Source organism: Xaviernesmea rhizosphaerae (genome assembly GCF_001938945.1).
Classification (GTDB): domain Bacteria; phylum Pseudomonadota; class Alphaproteobacteria; order Rhizobiales; family Rhizobiaceae; genus Xaviernesmea; species Xaviernesmea rhizosphaerae.
In genome coordinates, this window is the sequence record NZ_MKIO01000025.1 from 1 (window position 1) to 21,020 (window position 21,020).

Genomic DNA, 21,020 nt, shown 5'->3' on the forward strand with positions numbered 1-21,020 from the left:
CCCTGCCGCCGGCCGCCAGACGGTGGCTGCCCAGCAGGCCCGCGTCAAAGGCTTCGCGCTCGATATGGGTGGGCCGGACGACGAAGATTATGAATTCAAGGAGACGGCGTGATCATGGCAACTGTAACCAATGAATCCCAGTTCGTGACGTTCAGCCTCGGCGATGAGATCTTCGCCGTTCCGGTCGACGTGGTTCGTGAAATCCTCGATTACGAGGATCCCTCGCGCATTCCGCATGGTCCGGCCCATCTCCTCGGCCTGCGCGATGTGCGCGGGCAAGGTGTCCCGATCATCGATCTGCGGGTGCGCCTGGGCATGGACAAGACCGTGCGCACCGCCCACACCCGCATCCTCGTGCTCGACATTCCGCTCGCCGACAAGATGCTGGCGCTCGGGCTGGTGGCCGACAAGGTGTTCGAGGTCGTGCCCTTCCGCCATGATGCGGTGGAAACGGCGCCCGATATCGGCGCCGCCTGGAACTCCGACTACATCCGCGGCGTCGTCCGGCGCACGAATGATTTCGTGATCATCATCGATCTGTCCCGGCTGTTTTCCGACAGCGCTCCGGCACTCTCGGCCGTGGCGCAGCCGTCCAGAGCCGTTGCGTAAGAAAGCGTATAGAATTGAGCAACGCAGCCGTTCGCATTTCGCCCGACGACCGCCTGAGCGAGAAAAATTTCAAGCGGTTGGCGGATTTCATCTTCTCCTATAGCGGCATCAAGATGCCGCCCTCCAAGGCCACCATGCTGGAAGGCCGGCTGCGCCGCCGATTGCGGGCAACCGGCTACCCCAACTTCGATGCCTATTGCGACTATCTGTTCAAATATGACGGGCTCGAAAGCGAGACCGTGCATCTGATCGATGTCGTGACGACGAACAAGACGGACTTCTTCCGGGAACCGAACCATTTCGACTTTCTGACCGAAAGGGTGCTGCCGGAATTCACGCAACGCGGTGTGGGCAAGCTGCGTGTGTGGAGTTCGGCCTGCTCTATCGGCGCCGAGCCCTATACGCTTGCCATGGTGCTGGAGGACTACAGGCAGAAGCAGCGGGGGATGGACTACGGGATCCTCGCCTCGGACCTCTCCACCGATGTTCTGCAGCGGGCGCGCAAGGGCATCTACACCAGCGACATGATGGTGCCGGTGCCGCAGGAGCTGCGCAAGCGCTATGTGATGAGCGCGATCGATCCGGAGCGGGACGAGGTGCGCATCACGCCCGCGCTGCGCGCGCGCGTCGGCTTCATGCGGCTCAACCTCATGGATGCGAGCTATCGCGTCGGCGAGCCGATGCATGTGATCTTCTGCCGCAACGTGCTGATCTACTTCGACAAGAAGACGCAGCTGCATGTGCTGACCCAGCTGTGCGAATGCCTGCAGCCGGGCGGCTATCTCTTCATCGGTCATTCCGAGACGATCGCGGGCATGACCTTGCCGGTGCGCCAGATCGCCAACACCATCTTCATCCGGGAGTAACAGGCTTGGGCGGCAAAATTCGCGTTCTGATCATCGACGATTCCGCAAGCGTCCGGCAGACGCTCACCTCCGTGCTGCAGTCCGATCCGGCGATCGAGGTGATCGGCGCGGCGGCGGATCCCTTCATCGCGGCAAAGCGCATTCAGGACGAAGTTCCTGACGTCATCACGCTGGATGTGGAAATGCCGCGCATGGATGGCATCACCTTTCTGCGCAAGCTGATGTCGCAGCGGCCGATCCCGGTCGTCATGTGCTCGTCCCTGACAGAGGAGGGCACGGAAACGTTGATGCAGGCACTGGAAGCCGGTGCCGTCGACGTGATCCTGAAGCCAAAGATCGGCGCGGCCGACCATCTCGCCGAACAGGCGCAGCGCATCTGCGAGGTGGTCAAGGGCGCCTCGCAGGCGCGCATCGGCAGCCGCCGCGTGGCCAGCGCTCGGGCCTCCGGCGCATCGGCTTCGGCGTCGGGCCCGGCGCAAAAGCTCACCGCCGACGTGATGCTGCCGCCGCCGCCCGCCGGCAGGGCCATGGCCAAGACCACCGAAATGGTCTGCTGCATCGGCGCCTCCACCGGCGGAACCGAGGCACTGCGCGAGCTCCTGGAGCGGCTCCCGGCCAATTCGCCGGGGATCGTCATTGTCCAGCACATGCCGGAAAAATTCACGGCTGCCTTCGCCAAGCGGTTGAATGGCCTGTGCGAAGTCGAGGTCAAGGAAGCGCAGGATGGCGACCCGGTTCTGCGCGGCCATGTGCTGATCGCACCCGGCGACCGGCATATGCTGCTGGAGCGCCAGGGCGCGCGCTATCACGTCTCGGTGCGCGAGGGGCCCTTGGTCTCGCGCCACCGGCCGTCGGTCGATGTGCTGTTCCGCTCGGCGGCGCGTGCCGCCGGCTCGAATGCCATGGCCGTGATCATGACCGGCATGGGCGACGACGGCGCGCGCGGCATGCTGGAGATGAAGCAGGCCGGCGCTTATACCGTGGCGCAGGACGAAGCGACCTCCGTGGTCTTCGGCATGCCGAAGGAAGCGATCGCCCGCGGCGGCGTCGACAAGATCCTGGGCCTGCCGCTGCTGGCCAGCGAAATCCTGGCGGAGGACCACCGGCGCCGGTGACGCGGGCACGGGGCGCTCGTCAGAGCACGAACGAAGCGCGGCCGGCGGTTCAGCGCAGTCCCACGCCATCGGCGAAACCAGAGCGTCCGCAGACGACAAAGCCCGGCTGGGAACGGCCGGGCTTTGTCGTGCCAGATCCACCCGGATCCGTCCCCTCGCCCCTGCCCTCCTCGGCCCCGCCCGACAGGCCTCTGCTCTTTTGGTGCCTGCCACCACCGTCCGTCTGGAACCAGCCCGGATTCGACTGTTAAGCCTCGCGTAACCATGAAGGTCGAGAATTGGTGCAGCACCATGACATCGGGTGCGCTTGCAAGCGAGCATGATTGACTTGCTGATCGAGACTGGAGGCCGGCATGCCCACGATCACCTTCGCCAACACCAAGGGCGGCGCCGGAAAGACCACGGCGGTGCTGCTGCTGGCCACTGAATTCGTTCGCCGCGGCTATCGGATCTGCATCGTGGACACCGATCCGCAAAGATGGATCTCGCGCTGGTTCGAGGCGGCGCAACCGCATGACAATCTCACGGTCGCGACCTTCGTTTCGCTCGCCTCGCTGCAGCGGACCATCCAGCAATATCAGACGAGCTGCGACTATATCATCGTCGACCTGCCCGGCGCACAGTCCCCCTTGCTCGCCACGGCGCTCGGCATGTCCGACCATGTGATGATCCCGATCCAGGGCAGCTCCATGGACGCGCAGGGCGGCGCCCAGGTGATCGAGCTTCTGAGCTATCTGGATCGGAAGGCCAACATCACCATTGCGCATTCCGTCGTGCTTTCCCGCGTCAACCCCATGGTGACGACGCGCGCTTTGCTCGCCGTCAAGGCGCTGCTGGCCGAGCGTTCGGTCAACCTGCTGCAGACCCCGATCATCGAGCGCGCAGCCTTCCGCGACATGTTCGAATACGGGGTTTTCCTGCATCAGATGCAGCCGGAACGGGTCAGCAACCTGGCAAAGGCGATCCAGAACGCCGAGAGCTTTGCCGACGAAGTCGAGCGCCTGGTGCCGCTGACATCGCGCACCCGCGCCGCCAGCGCTGCCTGAACCGCATCCGAAGTCCGATGCTCTCCGGCCTGTCGCGCAGCTCCGCGACCTTTCGCCTGCCCCGCCCGGGCAGAATGCCGATTCCCCTGTGACGATCCATGCGGTAAAACCGCATCGTCTGCCTCACACCAAATGTCGATGAGAGGGACTTATAGGTCCCTCTCATCGACATTTGGTGTCAGCGCAGGGCGGAACATGGCGGGGAGGCTCATGCCGATATTTTCAGTGATCGCGATCTATTTCGTCATCTGGTGGCTGACTCTGTTCGTCGTTCTGCCGGTGGGCCTGCGCACGCAGGCCGAGGAGCAGGACGTGGTGCGTGGCAGCACCGAAAGCGCGCCGGCCCGCTTCAGCGCCTGGAAGGTCTTCGGCGCGACGACGCTGCTGGCGGCCCTGATCCAGCTCGGCTTCACCATCCTCTCGGATGTCTACGGCATCGGCATTGATTCGATCCCGCGTTTCGCTCCAACCTTTTACTGATACAGCCCACCGAGACAGCCTGCCTTGGCCGGCAAGCGCGCGCCCGCATGGACGCTCACCTGGCAGAGCACCAGACCGAAAACGGGCAACCAGTTTTCGGTGGAATCCGATGTGAAAACAAAGGACTAAAGCATCGGACCGAAAAGTGGGAACCGGTTTTCGGAAAAATCCGATGCAAAAACAAAAATCTAGAGCATCGGACTTGCATATGGTTTTCAGCCCGATGCGCCAGGGCAGCCATGACCAATCACTGCGGAAAGGCCTGATTAAGGTCAAAAAAAAACAAGGCCTGAAGCCTTGTTTTTTAAGTTTCGCGTGATCCGTTTCCGTTACCGGCGGCTGCGAGCGACCGCGCCTAAGATCTGATCCTCCCAAGACTTTTCCGCGAGTGTCGGCAAGAAATTGTTCTCCCTGCCTCTTTTGTGAGCTGAAATTAGCTCAAAGATTAAGCTCTGTCACGCGGTTTTTTGCAAAATTGCGACAGCCGCGCAAAATCCTTCGTCAGGTGCGAAATGCCGCAATTTCGCCGTTTCAAGCAGGTTCGACGGTTTTCGTTCCACCTGTCGCGCAGCGCCTAGGCTTTGGCACCGCGCCGGAAGAACAGGCGGTGCTAGCGGGTTTTCTTCCCCGCGCGAACCGTTTATGAACGCGCTTGCCTTGCCGCCAAAGAGGCTGGCATTCGATCACGTGCAAACCCGCCTGGTCGGCGCTCCGGTCCGCTTTCTTGCGCCGGGGCCCGCGGTCAACGAACCTGGAACCCTGTTCATGCGCCTGTCCCGCTACTTCATGCCGATTCTCAAAGAAAATCCGAAGGAAGCGGAAATCGTGTCGCATCGGCTGATGCTGCGCGCCGGCATGATCCGCCAGCAATCGGCCGGCATCTATTCCTGGCTGCCGCTGGGCAAGCGCGTTCTCGACAAGGTCAATGCCATCATCCGCGAGGAGCAGAACCGCTCCGGCGCCATCGAGCTCCTGATGCCGACCCTGCAGTCGGCCGAGCTCTGGCAGGAAAGCGGCCGCTACGACGATTATGGCAAGGAGATGCTGCGCATCAAGGACCGCCAGGAGCGGCCGATGCTCTACGGCCCGACGAACGAAGAGATGATCACCGACATCTTCCGCTCGTCGGTCAAGTCCTACAAGGACCTGCCGCTCAATCTCTATCACATCCAGCTGAAGTTCCGCGACGAGGTGCGCCCGCGTTTCGGCACCATGCGCTCGCGCGAATTCCTGATGAAGGACGCCTATTCCTTCGACCTGACGCGCGAAGGCGCGCTGCACGCCTATAACAAGATGTTCGTGGCCTATCTGCGCACCTTCGACCGACTGGGCATGCGCGCCATCCCGATGCGGGCCGATACCGGCCCGATCGGCGGCAATCACAGCCATGAGTTCATCATCTTGGCCGATACGGGCGAGTCGGAAGTGTTCTGCCACAAGGATTTCATCGATTTCGACATCCCCGGCATCGACACCGATTTCGACGACGCAGCGGCGCTGCAGGGCGTGTTCGAAAAGTGGACCTCGCGCTATGCGGCCACCTCGGAAATGCATGACGAAGCCGCCTATGACGCAATTGGCGAGGGCGATCGCGTGTCCGCGCGCGGCATCGAGGTCGGCCATATCTTCTATTTCGGCACGAAATATTCCGAGCCGATGGGCGCCAAGGTGCTCGGCCCCGACGGCAAGGAGCATCTGGTGCATATGGGCTCCTACGGCATTGGCCCGACCCGCCTTGTGCCGGCGATCATTGAGGCTTCGCATGACGAGAACGGCATCATCTGGCCGCAATCGGTCGCGCCCTTCGATGCCGTCGTCATCAATATGAAGGCGGGCGATGCGGCCTGCGAAGCCGCCAGCCTCAAGATCTATGGCGAGCTCGGCACGGCCGGCCTCGACATGCTCTATGACGATACCGACGACCGCGCCGGCGCGAAATTCGCCACCGCGGACCTGATCGGTGTGCCGTGGCAGGTCATCGTTGGCCCGCGCGGCGTGGCCGCCGGCGAGGTCGAGCTGAAGAACCGCCGCACCGGCGAGCGCGAGACGCTGCCGATCGACGCGGCGATCGCCAAGCTCGGCGCGGTACGATAAACGAGGAAAATGATGACGGCTGTCCCAGCAGACACCGCGGCCGAAGCGGCTGCCAAGCGGCCCGCGGGCCGCCCCTTCTCCGCGTTCGAGCGCATGGTGGCCTGGCGCTACCTGCGCTCGCGTCGGCGGGAAGCCTTCATCTCGGTCATTGCCGGCTTTTCCTTCATCGGCATCACGCTGGGCGTGGCCACGCTGATCATCGTCATGGCCGTGATGAACGGCTTCCGCACCGAGCTGATCTCGCGCATTCTCGGCATTAACGGCCATATGATCGTTCAGCCGCTCGATGGCCCGCTCGACAATTACGCCGATCTCGCGGCGAAGTTCTCCGCCATCAAGGGTGTCACCATGGCGATCCCGATGATCGAGGGGCAGACGCTCGCCTCCGGCACGGGCGGCGCCGGCACCGGAGCCCTGGTGCGTGGGGTGCGGCCGGAGGATTTCGGCAAGATGTCGGCGGTCTCGGGCCATATCCGCTCGGGCGATCTGACGGCCTTCGCCAATGGCACGGGCGTCGCCATCGGCTCGCGCATGGCCGACCAGCTCGGCCTGCAGGCCGGCGGCACCATCACGCTCGTGGCGCCGGAGGGCGATGTCACGCCGATGGGCGTCAATCCCCGGGTGAAGTCCTACACCGTCTCGGCCATTTTCGAGATCGGCATGTCGGAATATGACGCGTCGATCATCTTCATGCCGCTGTCGGAAGCGCAGCTCTACTTCAACGCCGAGGGCATCGCCCAGTCGATCGAGATCTTCGTCGAAAAGCCGGACATGGTCGACAGCCTGCGCAAGGCGGTGGAGGACGCGGCCGGGCGGCCGGTGCTGATCACCGACTGGCGTGACCGCAACAAGACCTTCTTCTCCGCGCTTCAGGTCGAGCGCAATGTCATGTTCATGATCCTGACATTGATCGTGCTGGTGGCGGCGCTCAACATCGTCTCCGGCCTGATCATGCTGGTGAAGGACAAGGGCAGCGACATCGCGATTCTGCGCACCATGGGCGCCTCCTCGGGCTCGGTCATGCGGATCTTCTTCATGACGGGTGCGGCCATCGGCATTGTCGGCACGCTGGCCGGCGTGGCGCTCGGCATCGTCGTCTGTCTGAACATCGAATCGATCCGGCAGTTCTTCTCCTGGGTTTCGGGCACGACGCTGTTCAATCCGGAACTCTATTTCCTCAGCCAGCTGCCGGCGGAGATGAACCCGGGCGAAACGATTTCCGTCGTCGCCATGGCCATCGGCCTGTCCTTCCTGGCGACCATCTTCCCGGCCTGGCGTGCCTCGCGGCTCGATCCGGTCCAGGCGCTGCGTTACGAATAAGGTGATAAGAAGCATGGCCGCGCGCGTGGTACTCGAACTTTCGGCCGTCGAACGCCATTACAGCCAGGGGGACAAGGCCCTTTCGATCCTGAAGGGCGCCGATTTCCGGCTGAATGCCGGGCAGACCGTGGCGCTGGTCGCGCCGTCGGGCACCGGCAAATCGACGCTCCTGCATCTGGCCGGCCTTCTGGAACGGCCGGATGGCGGCGACGTGCTGATCAATGGCCGCTCCTGCGGTAAGCTCGGCGATGAGGAGCGCACCCGCATCCGCCGCCATGAGATCGGCTTCGTCTACCAGTTCCACCATCTTCTGCCGGAGTTCTCGGCCATCGAGAACATCATGATGCCGCAGCTGATCGGCGGCCTGTCCAAGGCCGAGGCGCGCGAGCGCGCGGCAGCCTTGCTCGACTATATGCGCATCGGCCACCGGGCCGATCACCGCCCCTCCGAACTTTCGGGGGGCGAACAGCAGCGCGTGGCGATCGCCCGGGCCGTGGCCAATGCCCCCTTCGTCCTGCTCGCCGACGAACCCACCGGCAATCTCGATCCCGAAACGGCCGGCTATGTCTTCGAGGCGCTGAAGGCGCTGGTCAAGCAATCGGGCCTCGCCGCCATGATCGCCACGCACAATCACGACCTCGCCGGGCTGATGGACCGCTGTGTCACGATCGAGGATGGCAAGGTCGTGCAGCTGCGGTAAACGCGTGTCACACCTCGTTGCCCGGCAGGCGATACGACAGGAACTGCAAACAATTTATCGGAAGTTCTCAGCGGCCCGCTAACTCTTCTTGTCGCTCCAATGATTGAATGCGCTTTCGTTTACCGGTGGTTTTTGAATATCCCCTAGGATGCATCCGTTAACGACGGAGTGTCATCGTGTTTGCAGCCGCACGCAGAAATGAACTTGGATCTTACGGTCCGCGTGTGACGCTTCTTGAAAAGCTGTCCGCATCCCATGCGCGGATCGAGCAGTGCTTCCTCAAGGCTGGCGAGACGCTGGTTTCGGTGATGGAGATCGTCGGCGCGCTCGTCAGCGCGCTGGACCAGTTCACCAGCTCGCTCGGCGGCGACGCGATCAAGGACACGATCGCCGACCTGCGCAAGTCCGTGGCCGATCTGGCGTCCCTGCCGGAAACGGCGGCGGCGCGCCAGAAGGCTTTTGACGATATCGCCCAACTGTGCGCCCAGACAGTCCTTCAGGTGGAGGACATGCGCGAGACCTTCCGTTATCTGCGCACTTTCGCCATCTCGGTGAAGATCACCGGCGCCGGCATCGATGAATTTGCCGGTTTCGCCGACGAGATCCGCGAGCGCATCCAGTCCGGCGCGCGCGAAATCGACAGTTTCGCCCAGCAGCTCGGCGCGATGAACGGCGAACTGGGCAAGGCCAAGAACTTTGCCGATGGCGTTCTGAGCGATTTCCAGGCGACCATTCCCGCCATCATTGCCAGCCTGGACCGCAGCGCCCTTCTCCTGGCGCAGGAGCGCAAGGAAATGTCGGCGATCGCCGACGATGTCCGCCACACCGCCAATCAGGTCCAGAGCAAGATCGCCTCGGTGCTTTCGGCCCTGCAGATCGGCGACATCACGCGCCAGCGCATCGAGCATGTCCGGGACTCCTTCAAGATTACGGAAGAGTTTACCGCCTCGACCGACGGACGATCGCTGACGCCCGAGGAGCGCTGGGATATCGAACGCGCGGTCTTCGCGCTGGCCGTGGCGCAGATCGACCAGATGCTCGAGGATTTCCGCGAGAAGAGCGCCAGCATTTCCTCGATCATCGCCAGCTTCGCCCAGGATGCGACGCAGATGCTCTCCCAGCGCGAAAGGCTCGGCTCCTTCAGCGCCAATGCCGACAAGAACGTGCTCAAGGCCATGGAGCGCGATATCGGCCATGCCTCGACGCTGGCCGTCGATATCCAGGCGCGGGGAAGCGAATCGGATAAGCTCGTCGCACGTGTCAGCGAATCGGTGCAGGCCCTCCTGAGCGGCATTGATGTCGTGCGCGGTATCAAGACCGACATTCACTATATGGCGCTCAATTCCAACCTGCGCTGCTCGCGCCTCGGCGATGCCGGCCGCGCCGTCAACGTGGTCAGCGGCGAGTTGCGGACCTTTGCAGGGCGCCTGGAAGACCCGGCCAATGCGTTGATGGCCGGCATGCAGGCGGTCAAGGCGGTGGCGGGCAGCCTGCTCGTCACCCATGAGGACGGTCGGGCCCATGACGTGGTTCTGCCGCTGCGCGAGGCACTCGAAGCGATCAAGGCAGCCTCGCAATCCATGGATGCCGGCCTTCGGGACGTCACCGAGCAGGGCGGCGCCGTGTTCGGCCGCATCATGGCCGCCGTCAAGTCGCTCGACTTTGAAAGCCAGCTTGGCGCGGTCCTGGCCGACTCAGCCGACATCGCCCGGAAGGTGATGGAACAGCAGGGTGTTCCCGACCAGCTGCCGCCCGTGGCGGAGATCGTCGGCAGCAAGATCTTCGCCATTTACACCATGGTGCAGGAACGGCAGATCCATATCGCCATCCTCCCCGGCAGCACGCTGGAGGCCGCAGCAGAGGCGCCGGCCGCGCAGAGCGACGACGATTTCCTGGAGGACGCGCTGTTCTAAAGCATCAGACCGAAACGGGGGAGCCGGTTTTCGGGAAAATCCGATACGAGAGCCGCGATCTGGAGCATCGGACTGCGTGCGATGTCACAGCACACGACGCATCTGACATTCGCGCTGCGTGGCGTCTCTTGCGCGCTCTGCGACACAGTTAGGACTACCCAGCCATCCAAGGCGGACGCCTCCAGGCCGGAATGGTCGGGCAGGACCCGACCTTCCATTTCCACCCGTAGCCGCTTTGAAAAAATGGACGCGCAGGTCAGGCCTCGACGCGAGGCGGTGAGTGGTTTTCCCTCTGCGGAACGTTCAGCGGAAGGCTACACTCCCACATCAAAAGCGGCGGGCGGCGGCGGAAAATTACTGTGTCGCGACTTGCCACAGGATTTGCCGCAGAATCCCCACGGTCGGGATGTGACAGGATGAGCGCTTCGCGTCGTCTCCTGTCACGTCCGGGGTTATGGCACATCAGCGCGAAGACCCCTCGCCTGCCGTTCAGCCGACCTTGTTGACGAACACCGTCACGACCGGCTTCTTGCCCCAGATGTCGTTCACCGTTCCGCGCACGGCCCGGCGCACGGATTCCTGCACCAGGGCCAGATCCTTGCGGCGGACCTTGGGGATGCTCTCCACCGCGCCGACGACGGCATCATAGAGCGTCTCCTCCATGTCCTCGCCTTCGTCGTCATATTCCGGCAGGCCGATCGGCACGACGACGGGATCGATGGCAATATCCAGCCGGCCGTCGAGCATCAGATTGACGGCAACATGGCCGGCGAAGGAGAGTTTGCGGCGGGCGCCGATGCCCATCTCTTCGAAATCGCCGATGAGCGAACCGTCCTTGAAGATGCGCCCGTGCGGCGCTTCGCCGACGATAACGGGCGCGCCGGGCGCCAGGCGCAGGATCTCGCCATTGCGCAGCCGGGGAACCTCGGCGATGCCCGACTGGCGCGCAAGCTCGGCATGGGCCGTCAGATGCGCCGCCTCGCCATGCACCGGCACGAGGATCTTCGGCCGGACCCATTCATACATCTGCCGCAACTCGCCGCGGCGCGGATGGCCTGAGACGTGCACCAGCGCATCCGAATCGGTCAGGACGTGAATGCCCTGCTCGATCAGGCCGTTCTTGATGTCGTTGATGGCCTTTTCATTGCCCGGGATCGTGCGCGAGGAAAAGACGACCGTATCGCCGGCCGAGAAAGCGACGTTGCGCATCTCATCGCGCGAGAGCTTGGCGAGCGCCGCGCGCGACTCGCCCTGGCTGCCCGTCAGGATCACCACGACCTTGTCGCGCGGAATATAGCCGAAATCCTCTTCATCGATGAAATCGCTGATCCCCTCCATCAGGCCGATATCGCGGGCGACATTGACCACGCGCTTCATCGAGGAGCCCATCAGCAGAACTTCGCGGCCGGCCGCCTCGGCGGCGCGGGCGATCGAGCGGATGCGGCCAACATTCGAGGAGAAGGTGGTAATGGCCACGCGCCCCTCGGCCGCCTCGATCAGCTTGGTCAGGCTGGCGCCGACCTCTTCCTCCGTCGGCGACGCGCCGTCGCGCATCGCATTGGTGGAATCGCACATCATCGCCAGCACGCCCTCGTCGCCGAGCGCGCGCAGCCGCGCCTCGTCGGTCAGCGGCCCCAGCGATGGCTGCAGGTCGATCTTCCAGTCGCCCGTATGCAGCACGGTGCCGAGCGGCGTGCGGATGGCCAGCGCCATCGGCTCGGGGATCGAATGGTTGACGCCGATCGCCTCGATCTCGAAGGAGCCGGCGCGGATGCGATCGCCCTGCTTGAAGATCGTCACCGGGATTTCCGTGCGGCTGCGCTCGAACTGGCGCTTGGCCTCCAGCATGCCCGCCGTAAACGGCGAGGCATAGACAGGAACGTTGAGGCCCGGCCAGAGATCGTTCAGCGCGCCGTAATGGTCTTCATGCGCATGGGTGATGATGATTGCCTTCAGCGTCTTGCGTTCTTCCGCCAGGAAGCGGATATCCGGCAGCACGAGATCGACGCCGGGCAGATCCGGCCCCGGGAAGGTCACGCCGCAATCGACCATCAGCCATTCGCGCTTGGCGGCTGGACCGAAGCCATAGAGGGCGAGGTTCATGCCGATCTCGCCGACGCCGCCGAGCGGCAGGAAGACCAGTTCATCCTGTTTGGTCATTGTAAACTCAAAAGCCTTTCTTGGCGCATCGTCCGGCGCGACGCGCCTCAACGATCCTGCCGAACAGAATGTCATGCGGCCCCGCGACCGGCGGCAAAGCCGCTAGGGTCGGAGCCCATCGTCATCATCTCACACCGCGACCCGCCCGAGAACCGATCGCGACAAAGCGACACCGCGGAGCGGCCGTCGCGCGCGGCTCCGGCCTCAGCCGAAGAACACATCGCCCACGGAAATCAGCCGCCGCTGGCCGCCTTCGTCCCGCAATATGAGCTGACCCGCTTCATCGATATCCTCAAATACGCCGGAAAGCGAACCATTCGGCAAATTGACGGTGATTCGCCCACCGATTCCCGCCGCCCGCTGGCGCCAGGCCGCCACGATCCGTGCCAGGCCGCGCCCCTCATCCCACAAGGCCAGCCCCTCGGCCATGGCGCGAAACAGATGGGCGAAGACTTCGTCGGCGGAAAGCGTGCCGCCCATTTCGCGGATCGAGGTGATCGGATAGAGCCCGTGGTCGGGTGCCTCGGCGACGTTGATGCCGATGCCGATCACCACAGCGCGGCGCCCGTCGGGCAGACCCTCGCTCTCCAGCAGGATGCCGACGGCCTTGCGGCCTTCGATCAGAATGTCGTTCGGCCATTTGACCCGGGCTTCGACCCCATAGGGCAGCGCTGCCGACACCGCCTGTTGTGCGGCCACGGCTGCCACCAGCGGCAGGCTGTGCAAAAGCGCGATCGGCCCGGGATCGATCAACATCAGCGACGAATAGAGATTGCCCTCGGCAGAGCTCCAGCTTCGGCCGCGGCGGCCGCGGCCCGCCGTCTGCCGGCGCGCAGTGATCCACAGGCCACCTTCCTCGCCGTCGCGGGCAGCGGCGAGCGCCGTCGCATTGGTCGAGGAGACTTCCTCAAACGCATGATGGCGGAACCGGTCCAGCTCCGCCATCCTCAAATCGTGATCAGCCCGCGTCAAAAGAACGTCCGCGCAGCCGCTTCTGCCGCCGCACCAAGCGGCCCGCCAATCAGCACATAGCCGATCAGGAAAAGGCCCGAGAGGCTGTAGACCAGCCGCAGCGCCATTTCCGGCCGGGCGAAGCTGCCCTTGGCATCATCGAACCACATCAGCTTGACGACGCGCAGGTAGTAATAGGCACCGACGACCGAAGCCAGCACGCCGATGATGGCGAGCGCATAGAGCTTTGCCTCGATGGCCGCCAGAAACACGAAGTACTTGGCGAAGAAGCCGGCCAGTGGCGGAATGCCGGCGAGCGAGAACATCAGCGCGGTGAGGATCACCGCCATGAAGGGATTGGTCTGCGAGAGGCCGGCCAGATCGCTGACGTTCTCGACATGCTCGCCATCCGGCCGACGCATGGCCAGGATGCAGGCGAAGGCGCCGAGCGTCATGATCATGTAGATCGTCATATAGAGAATGACGCCCTGAATGCCCTGCAGCGAGCCGGCCGCCAGACCGACCAGGGCATAACCCATATGGCCGATCGAGGAATAGGCCATCAGCCGCTTGATGTTCTTCTGGCCGATGGCGGCAAACGAGCCGAGCAGCATCGAGGCGATCGAGATGAAGACGATGACCTGCTGCCAGTCCGGGGTAACCGGCTGGAAGGCGATGATGACAACGCGCACGATCATGGCGATCGCGGCAACCTTCGGGGCGCTGGCCAGGAAGGTCGTGACCGGTGTCGGCGCGCCCTGATAGACATCCGGCGTCCACATATGGAAGGGCACGGCCGAGATCTTGAAGGCAACGCCGGCGAGGATGAACACCAGGCCGAAGATCACGCCGAGCGAACGGCCGCCGGCCGAAAGGAAGGCCGCGATCTCGGGGAAGCCCGTCTGGCCGGTAAAGCCATAGACCAGCGAGATACCATAGAGCAGCATGCCCGAAGACAGTGCGCCAAGCACGAAGTACTTCAGGCCGGCTTCGGTCGAGCGCACATCGTCGCGGTTCATCGCCGCCACCACGTAGGCCGCCAGCGACTGCAGTTCCAGCGCCATGTAGAGCGACATCATGTTGTTCGCCGAAACCATCAGCATCATGCCGAGCGTGGCAAGCAGGATCAGAACCGGATATTCGAACCGGTTCATGTTGTAGAGTTTGGCCTGGCCCACCGTCATGAACAGCGCGATGGCCGAGCCGAGCAGCGTCAGCACCTTCATGAAGCGCGCGAAGGGATCGGCAAGGAAGGCGCCGCCATAGGCGACACCCGAACCGCTCATCGACACCAGGACGATGCCGGCCAGGGCGATGACGCCGATGGCCAGCCAGTTGACGAGACCCGTGGCCTTCTCCCCAAGGAAGACGCCAACCATCAGGAGCGCGAGCGCCCCGATGGCCAGGATCAGCTCGGGCATCGACAGGCCGAGGCTGGCGTAAAGTGCTTCAACAGTCATTTCGGTCCCTGCCCCGTCGTCAGTTCACCGTCGCCGCAGCGACAGTCGGCGCTGCGGAGAGCGCAGCATTATAGGTATTGACCAGTTGTTCCACGGAGGCGGCCGTCGCGTCGAACACGGGCGCGGGATAGACACCGTAGAAGATGGTGAGCACGACCAGCGGATAAAGGATGACCTTTTCGCGGGTCGAGAGATCGAGAAGCGACTTGAGGCTGTCCTTGTCCAGCGCGCCCCAGATGACGCGGCGGTAGAGCCACAGCGCATAGGCCGCCGAGAGGATCACACCGGTGGCGGCAAACAGGGCCACCCAGGTGTTGGCGCGGAAGGCGCCGAGCAGGGTGGTCGCTTCGCCGACGAAGCCGGAGGTGCCGGGCAGGCCGACATTGGCCATGGTGAAGACCATGAAGGCCACGGCATATTTCGGCATGTTGTTGACGAGACCGCCATAGGCCGAGATCTCGCGGGTGTGCAGGCGGTCATAGACCACACCGACGCAGAGGAACAGCGCCGAGGAGACGATGCCGTGCGACAGCATCTGGAACAGCGCGCCCTGGATGCCCTGCATATTGGCCGCGAAGATGCCCATGGTGACATAGCCCATATGCGCCACCGAGGAATAGGCGATCAACTTCTTGATGTCCTGCTGCATCATCGCCACCAGCGAGGTGTAGATGATGGCGACGACGGACAGCGTGAAGACCAGCGGCGCGAAATGCGCCGAGGCAAGCGGCAGCATACCGAGCGAAATGCGCACCATGCCATAGCCGCCGAGCTTCAGCATCACGCCGGCCAGGATGACGGAACCTGCCGTCGGGGCCTGAACGTGGGCATCCGGAAGCCAGGTGTGGACGGGCCACATCGGCATCTTCACTGCGAAGGCGGCGAAGCAGGCGAGCCACAACCAGGTCTGCATGCCGGCGGGGAAGCCGAACTTCAGGAGCTCGGTCATGTCGGTCGTGCCGGCCTGCCAGTACATCGCCATGATGGCGAGCATCATCAGCACCGAGCCAAGCAGCGTGTAGAGGAAGAACTTGTAGCTCGCATAGACGCGATCCTTGCCGCCCCACACGCCGATGATCACGAACATCGGGATCAGCGTCGCTTCGAAGAAGACATAGAACAGGACGATGTCGAGCGAGACGAACACGCCGACCATGACCACTTCCAGAAGCAGGAAGGCGATCATGTAGGACTTGATACGCTTCTCCACCGACTCCCAGCTCGCCAGCACGCAGAAGGGCATGAGGAAGGTGGTGAGGATGACGAACAGCATGGAAATGCCGTCGACGCCGAGGTGGTAGGAAATGCCGGTGCCGAGCCAGGCGTGCTTTTCCACCATCTGGAAGCCCGGATTGGCATTGTCGAAACCGATCCAGACGAAGAGCGAGATCAGGAAGGTGACCACCGTGGTCGCCAGCGAAATGTTCAGCACATTGCGCCGGCCGGCGGGGCTCGCATCATTCGTCAGCAGCAGAAGCGCAACGCCCGCGAGCGGTAGGAAGGTGACCGTCGAGAGAATAGGCCAGTCGGTCATCACAGGGAGCTCCCGAGCATCATCCAGGTAACGAGGGCCGCGACGCCGATCAGCATCACGAAGGCATAGTGGTAGAGATAGCCGGTCTGCAGGCGCACGACGCGATCCGTCACGTCGAGGACGCGGGCGGCGACACCGTTCGGCCCGAAGCCGTCGATGACGCGGCCATCGCCTTCCTTCCACAGGAAGGTACCGATCCACTTGGCCGGACGAACGAAGATCCGGTCATAGAGCTCGTCGAAATACCACTTGTTCAGCAGGAATTCGTAGAGGCCGCGATGCTGGCGCGCCAGCGATTTCGGGGTCTCCGGCGAGTAGATGTACATGTACCAGGCCGTGAACAGGCCGAGCACCATGGCGATGAAGGGGCTCCACTTCACCAGTGCAGGCACATGGTGGAACTCTTCCAAGAGCTCGTTTTCCGGCAGCGTGAACAGCGCGCCCTGCCAGAACTCCGCATATTCGTGGCCAAAGAAATGGCCCTCGAACAGCGCGCCGGCCAGCAGGGCACCTATCGAGAGAATGAACAGCGGCACCAGCATGACCATCGGGCTCTCATGCACGTGATGCATAACCTCGTGCGAGGCACGGGGCTTGCCGTGGAAGGTCATGAAGGCCAGGCGCCAGGAATAGAAGCTCGTGAAGGCGGCGGCGACCACCAGCATGGTGTAGGCAAAGCCCGACAGCACATTGTGCGAGGCATAGGCCGACTCGATGATCACGTCCTTGGAGAAGAAGCCGGCGGTGCCGATCATCGTGCCGGGAATGCCGACGCCGGTGAGTGCGATCGTGCCGATGAACATCGTCCAGTAGGTGATCGGAATATGTTTGCGCAGCCCACCCATGTGCCGCATGTCCTGCTCGCCATCGACGGCGTGGATGACCGAGCCGGCGCAGAGGAACAGGAGCGCCTTGAAGAAGGCGTGGGTGAAGAGGTGGAAGACGGCCGCGCCATAGGCGCCAACGCCGAGCGCGACGAACATGTAGCCGAGCTGCGAGCAGGTCGAATAGGCAATGACACGCTTGATGTCGTTCTGAACCAGGCCGACGGTTGCCGCGAAGAAGGCGGTGATCGCGCCGACCAGCACCACGACGGTGCGGGCATCCGTGCTCAGCTCGAACAGAGGCGACATGCGGGCGACGAGGAAGACACCGGCGGTGACCATGGTGGCGGCATGGATGAGGGCCGAGACCGGGGTCGGGCCTTCCATGGCGTCCGGCAGCCAGGTGTGCAGCAGGAACTGCGCCGACTTGCCCATCGCGCCGAGGAACAGGAGGAGGCAGATCGCGGTCACCGCATGGGCGCGATCAAGGCTCATGCCGAAGAGATGGATGACGGGCTCCACCGAGGCGGCAGCGCCTTCCGCCGGAAGATAGGTCTTGGCGGCGGCGAAGATCGTCTCGAAATTGACCGAGCCGAACAGGACGAAGACGCCGAAGATGCCGAGAATGAACCCGAAGTCGCCGACGCGGTTGACGATGAAGGCCTTCATGGCGGCGGCGCTGGCGGACGGCTTCTGGAACCAGAAGCCGATCAGCAGGTAGGACGCCAGACCCACGCCTTCCCAGCCGAAGAACATCTGCAGCAGATTGTCCGACGTCACCAGCATCAGCATGGCGAAGGTGAAGAGCGAGAGATAGGCGAAGAAGCGCGGCCGATGCGGATCATGGTGCATGTAGCCGATCGAATAGACATGCACGAGGCAGGACACGGTGTTGACCACCACGAACATCACCGCCGTCAGCGTATCGACGCGGAACGACCATTCGGTGTCGAAGCCGCCGGTCTCGATCCAGCGCATGACGTGCACGCGCAGCAGTTCCGTCTCGCCGAGCGCGATGTGGAAGAAGGTGATCCAGGAGAAGATCGCCACGAGGATCATCAGACCGGTCGTGACATATTCCGAGGCCTTGGCGCCGATCGTCCGGCCGAACAGGCCGGCCGTCAGGAAGCCGATCAGCGGCAGGAACACAATGGCTTTGATAATCGTTTCCATGGCCAATATCAGCCCTTCATCATGTTGACGTCTTCGACCGCGATCGAGCCGCGGTTGCGGTAGAAGACGACGAGAATTGCCAGGCCGATCGCCGCTTCCGCCGCCGCGACCGTCAGGATGAACAGCGCGAAGACCTGACCCGTGAGGTCATTGAGAAAGGCGGAGAAGGCCACCATGTTGATGTTGACCGCAAGCAGGATCAGTTCGACCGACATCAGGATGACGATGATGTTCTTGCGGTTCAGGAAGATGCCGAAAATGCCAAGCGTGAACAGAATGGCGCTGACGGTGAGATAGTGGGAGATGCCGATTTCCATGGCTGTACCTGTCCTCGGGGCTCGCGCGTCACACGCCCTGGCCGGGCCGCACCTTGACCACCTGGACGGCGGTTTCGGGCGTGCGGCCCACCTGCTGGGAGATATTCTGGCGCTTGATGTGCTGGCGATGGCGGAGCGTCAGCACGATCGCGCCGATCATGGCGACGAGGAGCACGAGCCCGGCAATCTGGAAGAAGTAGATGTAATGGGTGTAGATCACGTCGCCGAGGGCGGCCGTGTTGGTGCGCTGCGTCACCGCCGGGATCGGCATGGGAACGTTCTTCGCAATCGTCGGCGAGAAGACGCTGCCGGCGACCACGATGATCAGTTCCGCAGCGAGGATCAACCCCACCAGAGCGCCGACCGGTGCATATTCGAGGAAACCCGCCCGCATCTGGGCGAAGTCGACGTCGAGCATCATCACCACGAAGAGGAAGAGCACCGCGACCGCGCCGATATAGACGACGAGCAGGATCATCGCCAGGAACTCGGCGCCCGTCAGCAGGAACAGGCCCGCGGCGTTGAAGAAGGTGAGAATGAGGAACAGAACCGAATAGACCGGGTTCCGCGCCGAGACCACCATGAACGCCGACGCCACGGCGATGAAGGCGAATAGATAGAAGAATAGAGTCTGCAGACCCATGACCGGTGCCTTTTCGTCTTCCCCCGCAGCAAGTCTCCGCGCTCCGATCCGGAGCGCGCCAGCGCCTGCTGCAAAAACGTTCAACTTCGCCCGGGATCGGGCCGGCGGCAGAAGCCCGTCGGCAATCCCGCGGCGCCACCGGAGCGGGATGCTCCGGTCTGCGTGCCAAGGTGAGGCCGCCCGTGCCGGCGGCCGCAACCGCCTTCAGCGATAGGGCGCATCCATGCCGATGTTGCGCGCGATTTCGCGCTCCCACCGGTCACCATTGTCCAGAAGCCGGGCCTTATCGTAATAGAGCTCTTCGCGGGTTTCGGTCGAGAACTCGAAGTTCGGACCTTCCACGATGGCGTCGACAGGGCAGGCCTCCTGACAGAAGCCGCAATAGATGCACTTCACCATATCGATGTCATAGCGGACAGTGCGCCGGGTGCCGTCATTGCGGCGCGGCCCTGCCTCGATCGTGATTGCCTGCGCCGGACAGATCGCCTCGCACAGCTTGCAGGCGATGCAGCGCTCTTCCCCGTTGGGATAACGCCGCAAGGCATGCTCGCCGCGGAAGCGCGGGCTGACCGGCCCCTTTTCATAGGGATAGTTCACCGTCGCCTTCGGCTTGAAGAAATAGCGCATCGACAGGAAGAACGCGCCGACGAACTCTTTGAGAAACAGGGAACTGGCGGCTTGGGAAAGACCGGCCATCATCAACCTCCAAAGCAGCCGGTCCGCCCGGGACCGGCAAGATGCGCCACGAGAGGGGAGCGGGCCATCAGGCCCACCCACCGAGCTTCAGCGTAACGGCGACAAGGAAAACCATGACGAGCGACAGCGGAAGGAAGACCTTCCAGCCCAGCCGCATCAGCTGGTCGTAGCGGTATCGCGGCACGAAAGCCTTCACCATGGCGAACATGAAGAAGACCATGGTCGACTTCAGCACGAACCAGATGATCCCCGGAACCCAGTTCAGGAACCAGACATCCACGGGCGGAAGCCAGCCACCGAGGAACAGGATGGTCGTCAGCGCGCACATCAGGCAGATCGCCGCATATTCGCCCAGCATGAACATCATATACGGGGTGGAGCCGTACTCGACCATGAAGCCGGCGACGAGTTCCGATTCCGCTTCGACCAGGTCGAAGGGCGGGCGGTTCGTCTCGGCCAGTGCCGAGATGAAGAACACCACGAACATCGGGAACAGCGGCAGCCAGTACCAGTCGAGGAAGGAACCGGGCAGGCCCATCATCGTGCCAAGGCCGTCGCGCTGCGAATTGACGATATCCGTCAGGTTCAGCGAGCCGACGCAGAGCAGAACGGTGACAATGACGAAGCCGATCGAGACTTCGTAGGACACCATTTGTGCCGCCGAGCGCAGCGCCGAGAGGAAGGGATATTTCGAGTTCGACGCCCAGCCGCCCATGATGATGCCATAGACCTCCAGCGAGGAGATCGCGAGCACATAGAGGATGCCGACATTGATGTTGGCGATCACCCAGTTCTCGTTGAGCGGCACGACGGCCCAGGCCGCCAGTGCCAGCGTCACGGTGACGAGCGGGGCCAGCAGGAACAGCACCTTGTTCGCACCCGCCGGAATCACCGGCTCCTTGACGACGAACTTCAAAAGATCGGCGAAGGACTGGAAAAGGCCGAACGGGCCCACCACGTTAGGTCCACGCCGCAGCTGAACCGCGGCCCAGATCTTGCGGTCGGCGAGCAGGATATAGGCGATGAAGATGAGGAGTGCGACCAGAAGCAGAAGCGTCTGGCCGATCATGATGGCCGCAGGCCATACATAGGTCGAGAAAAAGCCGTCCATGGTCCTAT

At 63.1% G+C, this 21,020-nt stretch carries 18 protein-coding genes; 9 read left to right on the top strand and 9 right to left on the bottom strand.

The features are described 5' to 3' along the window. The first annotated feature begins 114 nt into the window (after positions 1–114). From BJF92_RS08445 to BJF92_RS08485, 9 genes are all read left to right on the top strand, one after another. Positions 115–609, top strand: a complete 495-nt coding sequence (locus BJF92_RS08445) for a chemotaxis protein CheW (RefSeq protein WP_075634328.1) — start codon at positions 115–117, stop codon at positions 607–609. Positions 610–623: 14 nt separating this feature from the next. Further along, positions 624–1,475 carry a CheR family methyltransferase gene (locus tag BJF92_RS08450; RefSeq protein ID WP_075634329.1) on the top strand — a complete coding sequence of 284 codons (852 nt, stop codon included), beginning with the start codon at positions 624–626 and terminating at the stop codon, positions 1,473–1,475. Positions 1,476–1,480: 5 nt separating this feature from the next. Beyond that, a complete protein-coding gene (locus BJF92_RS08455; RefSeq protein WP_075634330.1) occupies positions 1,481–2,590 on the top strand; it encodes a protein-glutamate methylesterase/protein-glutamine glutaminase in 1,110 nt (369 codons plus the stop codon). A gap of 353 nt (positions 2,591–2,943) precedes the next feature. Next, positions 2,944–3,636: a ParA family protein gene (locus BJF92_RS08460; RefSeq protein WP_075634331.1), complete on the top strand. Its 693-nt coding sequence runs from the start codon at positions 2,944–2,946 to the stop codon at positions 3,634–3,636. A 210-nt stretch (positions 3,637–3,846) separates the two neighbouring features. After that, a complete protein-coding gene (locus tag BJF92_RS08465; protein ID WP_075634332.1) occupies positions 3,847–4,116 on the top strand; it encodes a DUF1467 family protein in 270 nt (89 codons plus the stop codon). A 765-nt stretch (positions 4,117–4,881) separates the two neighbouring features. Continuing rightward, positions 4,882–6,210, top strand: coding sequence for a proline--tRNA ligase (gene proS / locus BJF92_RS08470; protein ID WP_075634475.1), 1,329 nt, complete (start codon positions 4,882–4,884; stop codon positions 6,208–6,210). A gap of 12 nt (positions 6,211–6,222) precedes the next feature. Then, positions 6,223–7,530 (top strand): lipoprotein-releasing ABC transporter permease subunit, encoded by a 1,308-nt coding sequence (locus BJF92_RS08475; RefSeq protein ID WP_075634476.1) that lies wholly within the window; start codon positions 6,223–6,225, stop codon positions 7,528–7,530. 13 nt (positions 7,531–7,543) lie between these two features. After that, on the top strand, positions 7,544–8,230 hold the full coding sequence (locus BJF92_RS08480) for an ABC transporter ATP-binding protein (protein ID WP_075634333.1): 687 nt from the start codon (positions 7,544–7,546) through the stop codon (positions 8,228–8,230). Positions 8,231–8,454: 224 nt separating this feature from the next. Next, positions 8,455–10,143 carry a hypothetical protein gene (locus BJF92_RS08485; protein ID WP_078057935.1) on the top strand — a complete coding sequence of 563 codons (1,689 nt, stop codon included), beginning with the start codon at positions 8,455–8,457 and terminating at the stop codon, positions 10,141–10,143. A gap of 489 nt (positions 10,144–10,632) precedes the next feature. On the opposite strand, the gene BJF92_RS08495 is transcribed toward BJF92_RS08485, so the two are convergent. From BJF92_RS08495 to nuoH, 9 genes are all read right to left on the bottom strand, one after another. Further along, positions 10,633–12,303, bottom strand: a complete 1,671-nt coding sequence (locus tag BJF92_RS08495) for a ribonuclease J (RefSeq protein WP_075634336.1) — start codon at positions 12,301–12,303, stop codon at positions 10,633–10,635. A 204-nt stretch (positions 12,304–12,507) separates the two neighbouring features. Beyond that, positions 12,508–13,248 (bottom strand): biotin--[acetyl-CoA-carboxylase] ligase, encoded by a 741-nt coding sequence (locus BJF92_RS08500; RefSeq protein ID WP_075634337.1) that lies wholly within the window; start codon positions 13,246–13,248, stop codon positions 12,508–12,510. A 23-nt stretch (positions 13,249–13,271) separates the two neighbouring features. Further along, on the bottom strand, positions 13,272–14,714 hold the full coding sequence (nuoN, locus tag BJF92_RS08505) for an NADH-quinone oxidoreductase subunit NuoN (protein WP_075634338.1): 1,443 nt from the start codon (positions 14,712–14,714) through the stop codon (positions 13,272–13,274). A 19-nt stretch (positions 14,715–14,733) separates the two neighbouring features. Further along, positions 14,734–16,248, bottom strand: coding sequence for an NADH-quinone oxidoreductase subunit M (locus BJF92_RS08510; protein WP_075634339.1), 1,515 nt, complete (start codon positions 16,246–16,248; stop codon positions 14,734–14,736). After that, positions 16,248–18,245 (bottom strand): NADH-quinone oxidoreductase subunit L, encoded by a 1,998-nt coding sequence (nuoL, locus tag BJF92_RS08515; protein WP_075634477.1) that lies wholly within the window; start codon positions 18,243–18,245, stop codon positions 16,248–16,250. Before nuoL ends, BJF92_RS08510 begins: the two co-directional genes overlap by 1 nt. Positions 18,246–18,253: 8 nt before the next feature. Then, positions 18,254–18,562 carry an NADH-quinone oxidoreductase subunit NuoK gene (gene nuoK, locus BJF92_RS08520; protein ID WP_075634340.1) on the bottom strand — a complete coding sequence of 103 codons (309 nt, stop codon included), beginning with the start codon at positions 18,560–18,562 and terminating at the stop codon, positions 18,254–18,256. A 28-nt stretch (positions 18,563–18,590) separates the two neighbouring features. After that, positions 18,591–19,205, bottom strand: coding sequence for an NADH-quinone oxidoreductase subunit J (locus BJF92_RS08525; protein ID WP_075634341.1), 615 nt, complete (start codon positions 19,203–19,205; stop codon positions 18,591–18,593). Positions 19,206–19,409: 204 nt separating this feature from the next. Continuing rightward, positions 19,410–19,901: an NADH-quinone oxidoreductase subunit NuoI gene (nuoI, locus tag BJF92_RS08530; RefSeq protein WP_075634478.1), complete on the bottom strand. Its 492-nt coding sequence runs from the start codon at positions 19,899–19,901 to the stop codon at positions 19,410–19,412. Between the two features lie 67 nt (positions 19,902–19,968). Then, on the bottom strand, positions 19,969–21,012 hold the full coding sequence (gene nuoH / locus BJF92_RS08535; protein ID WP_075634342.1) for an NADH-quinone oxidoreductase subunit NuoH: 1,044 nt from the start codon (positions 21,010–21,012) through the stop codon (positions 19,969–19,971). Between the last annotated feature and the right edge of the window lie 8 nt (positions 21,013–21,020).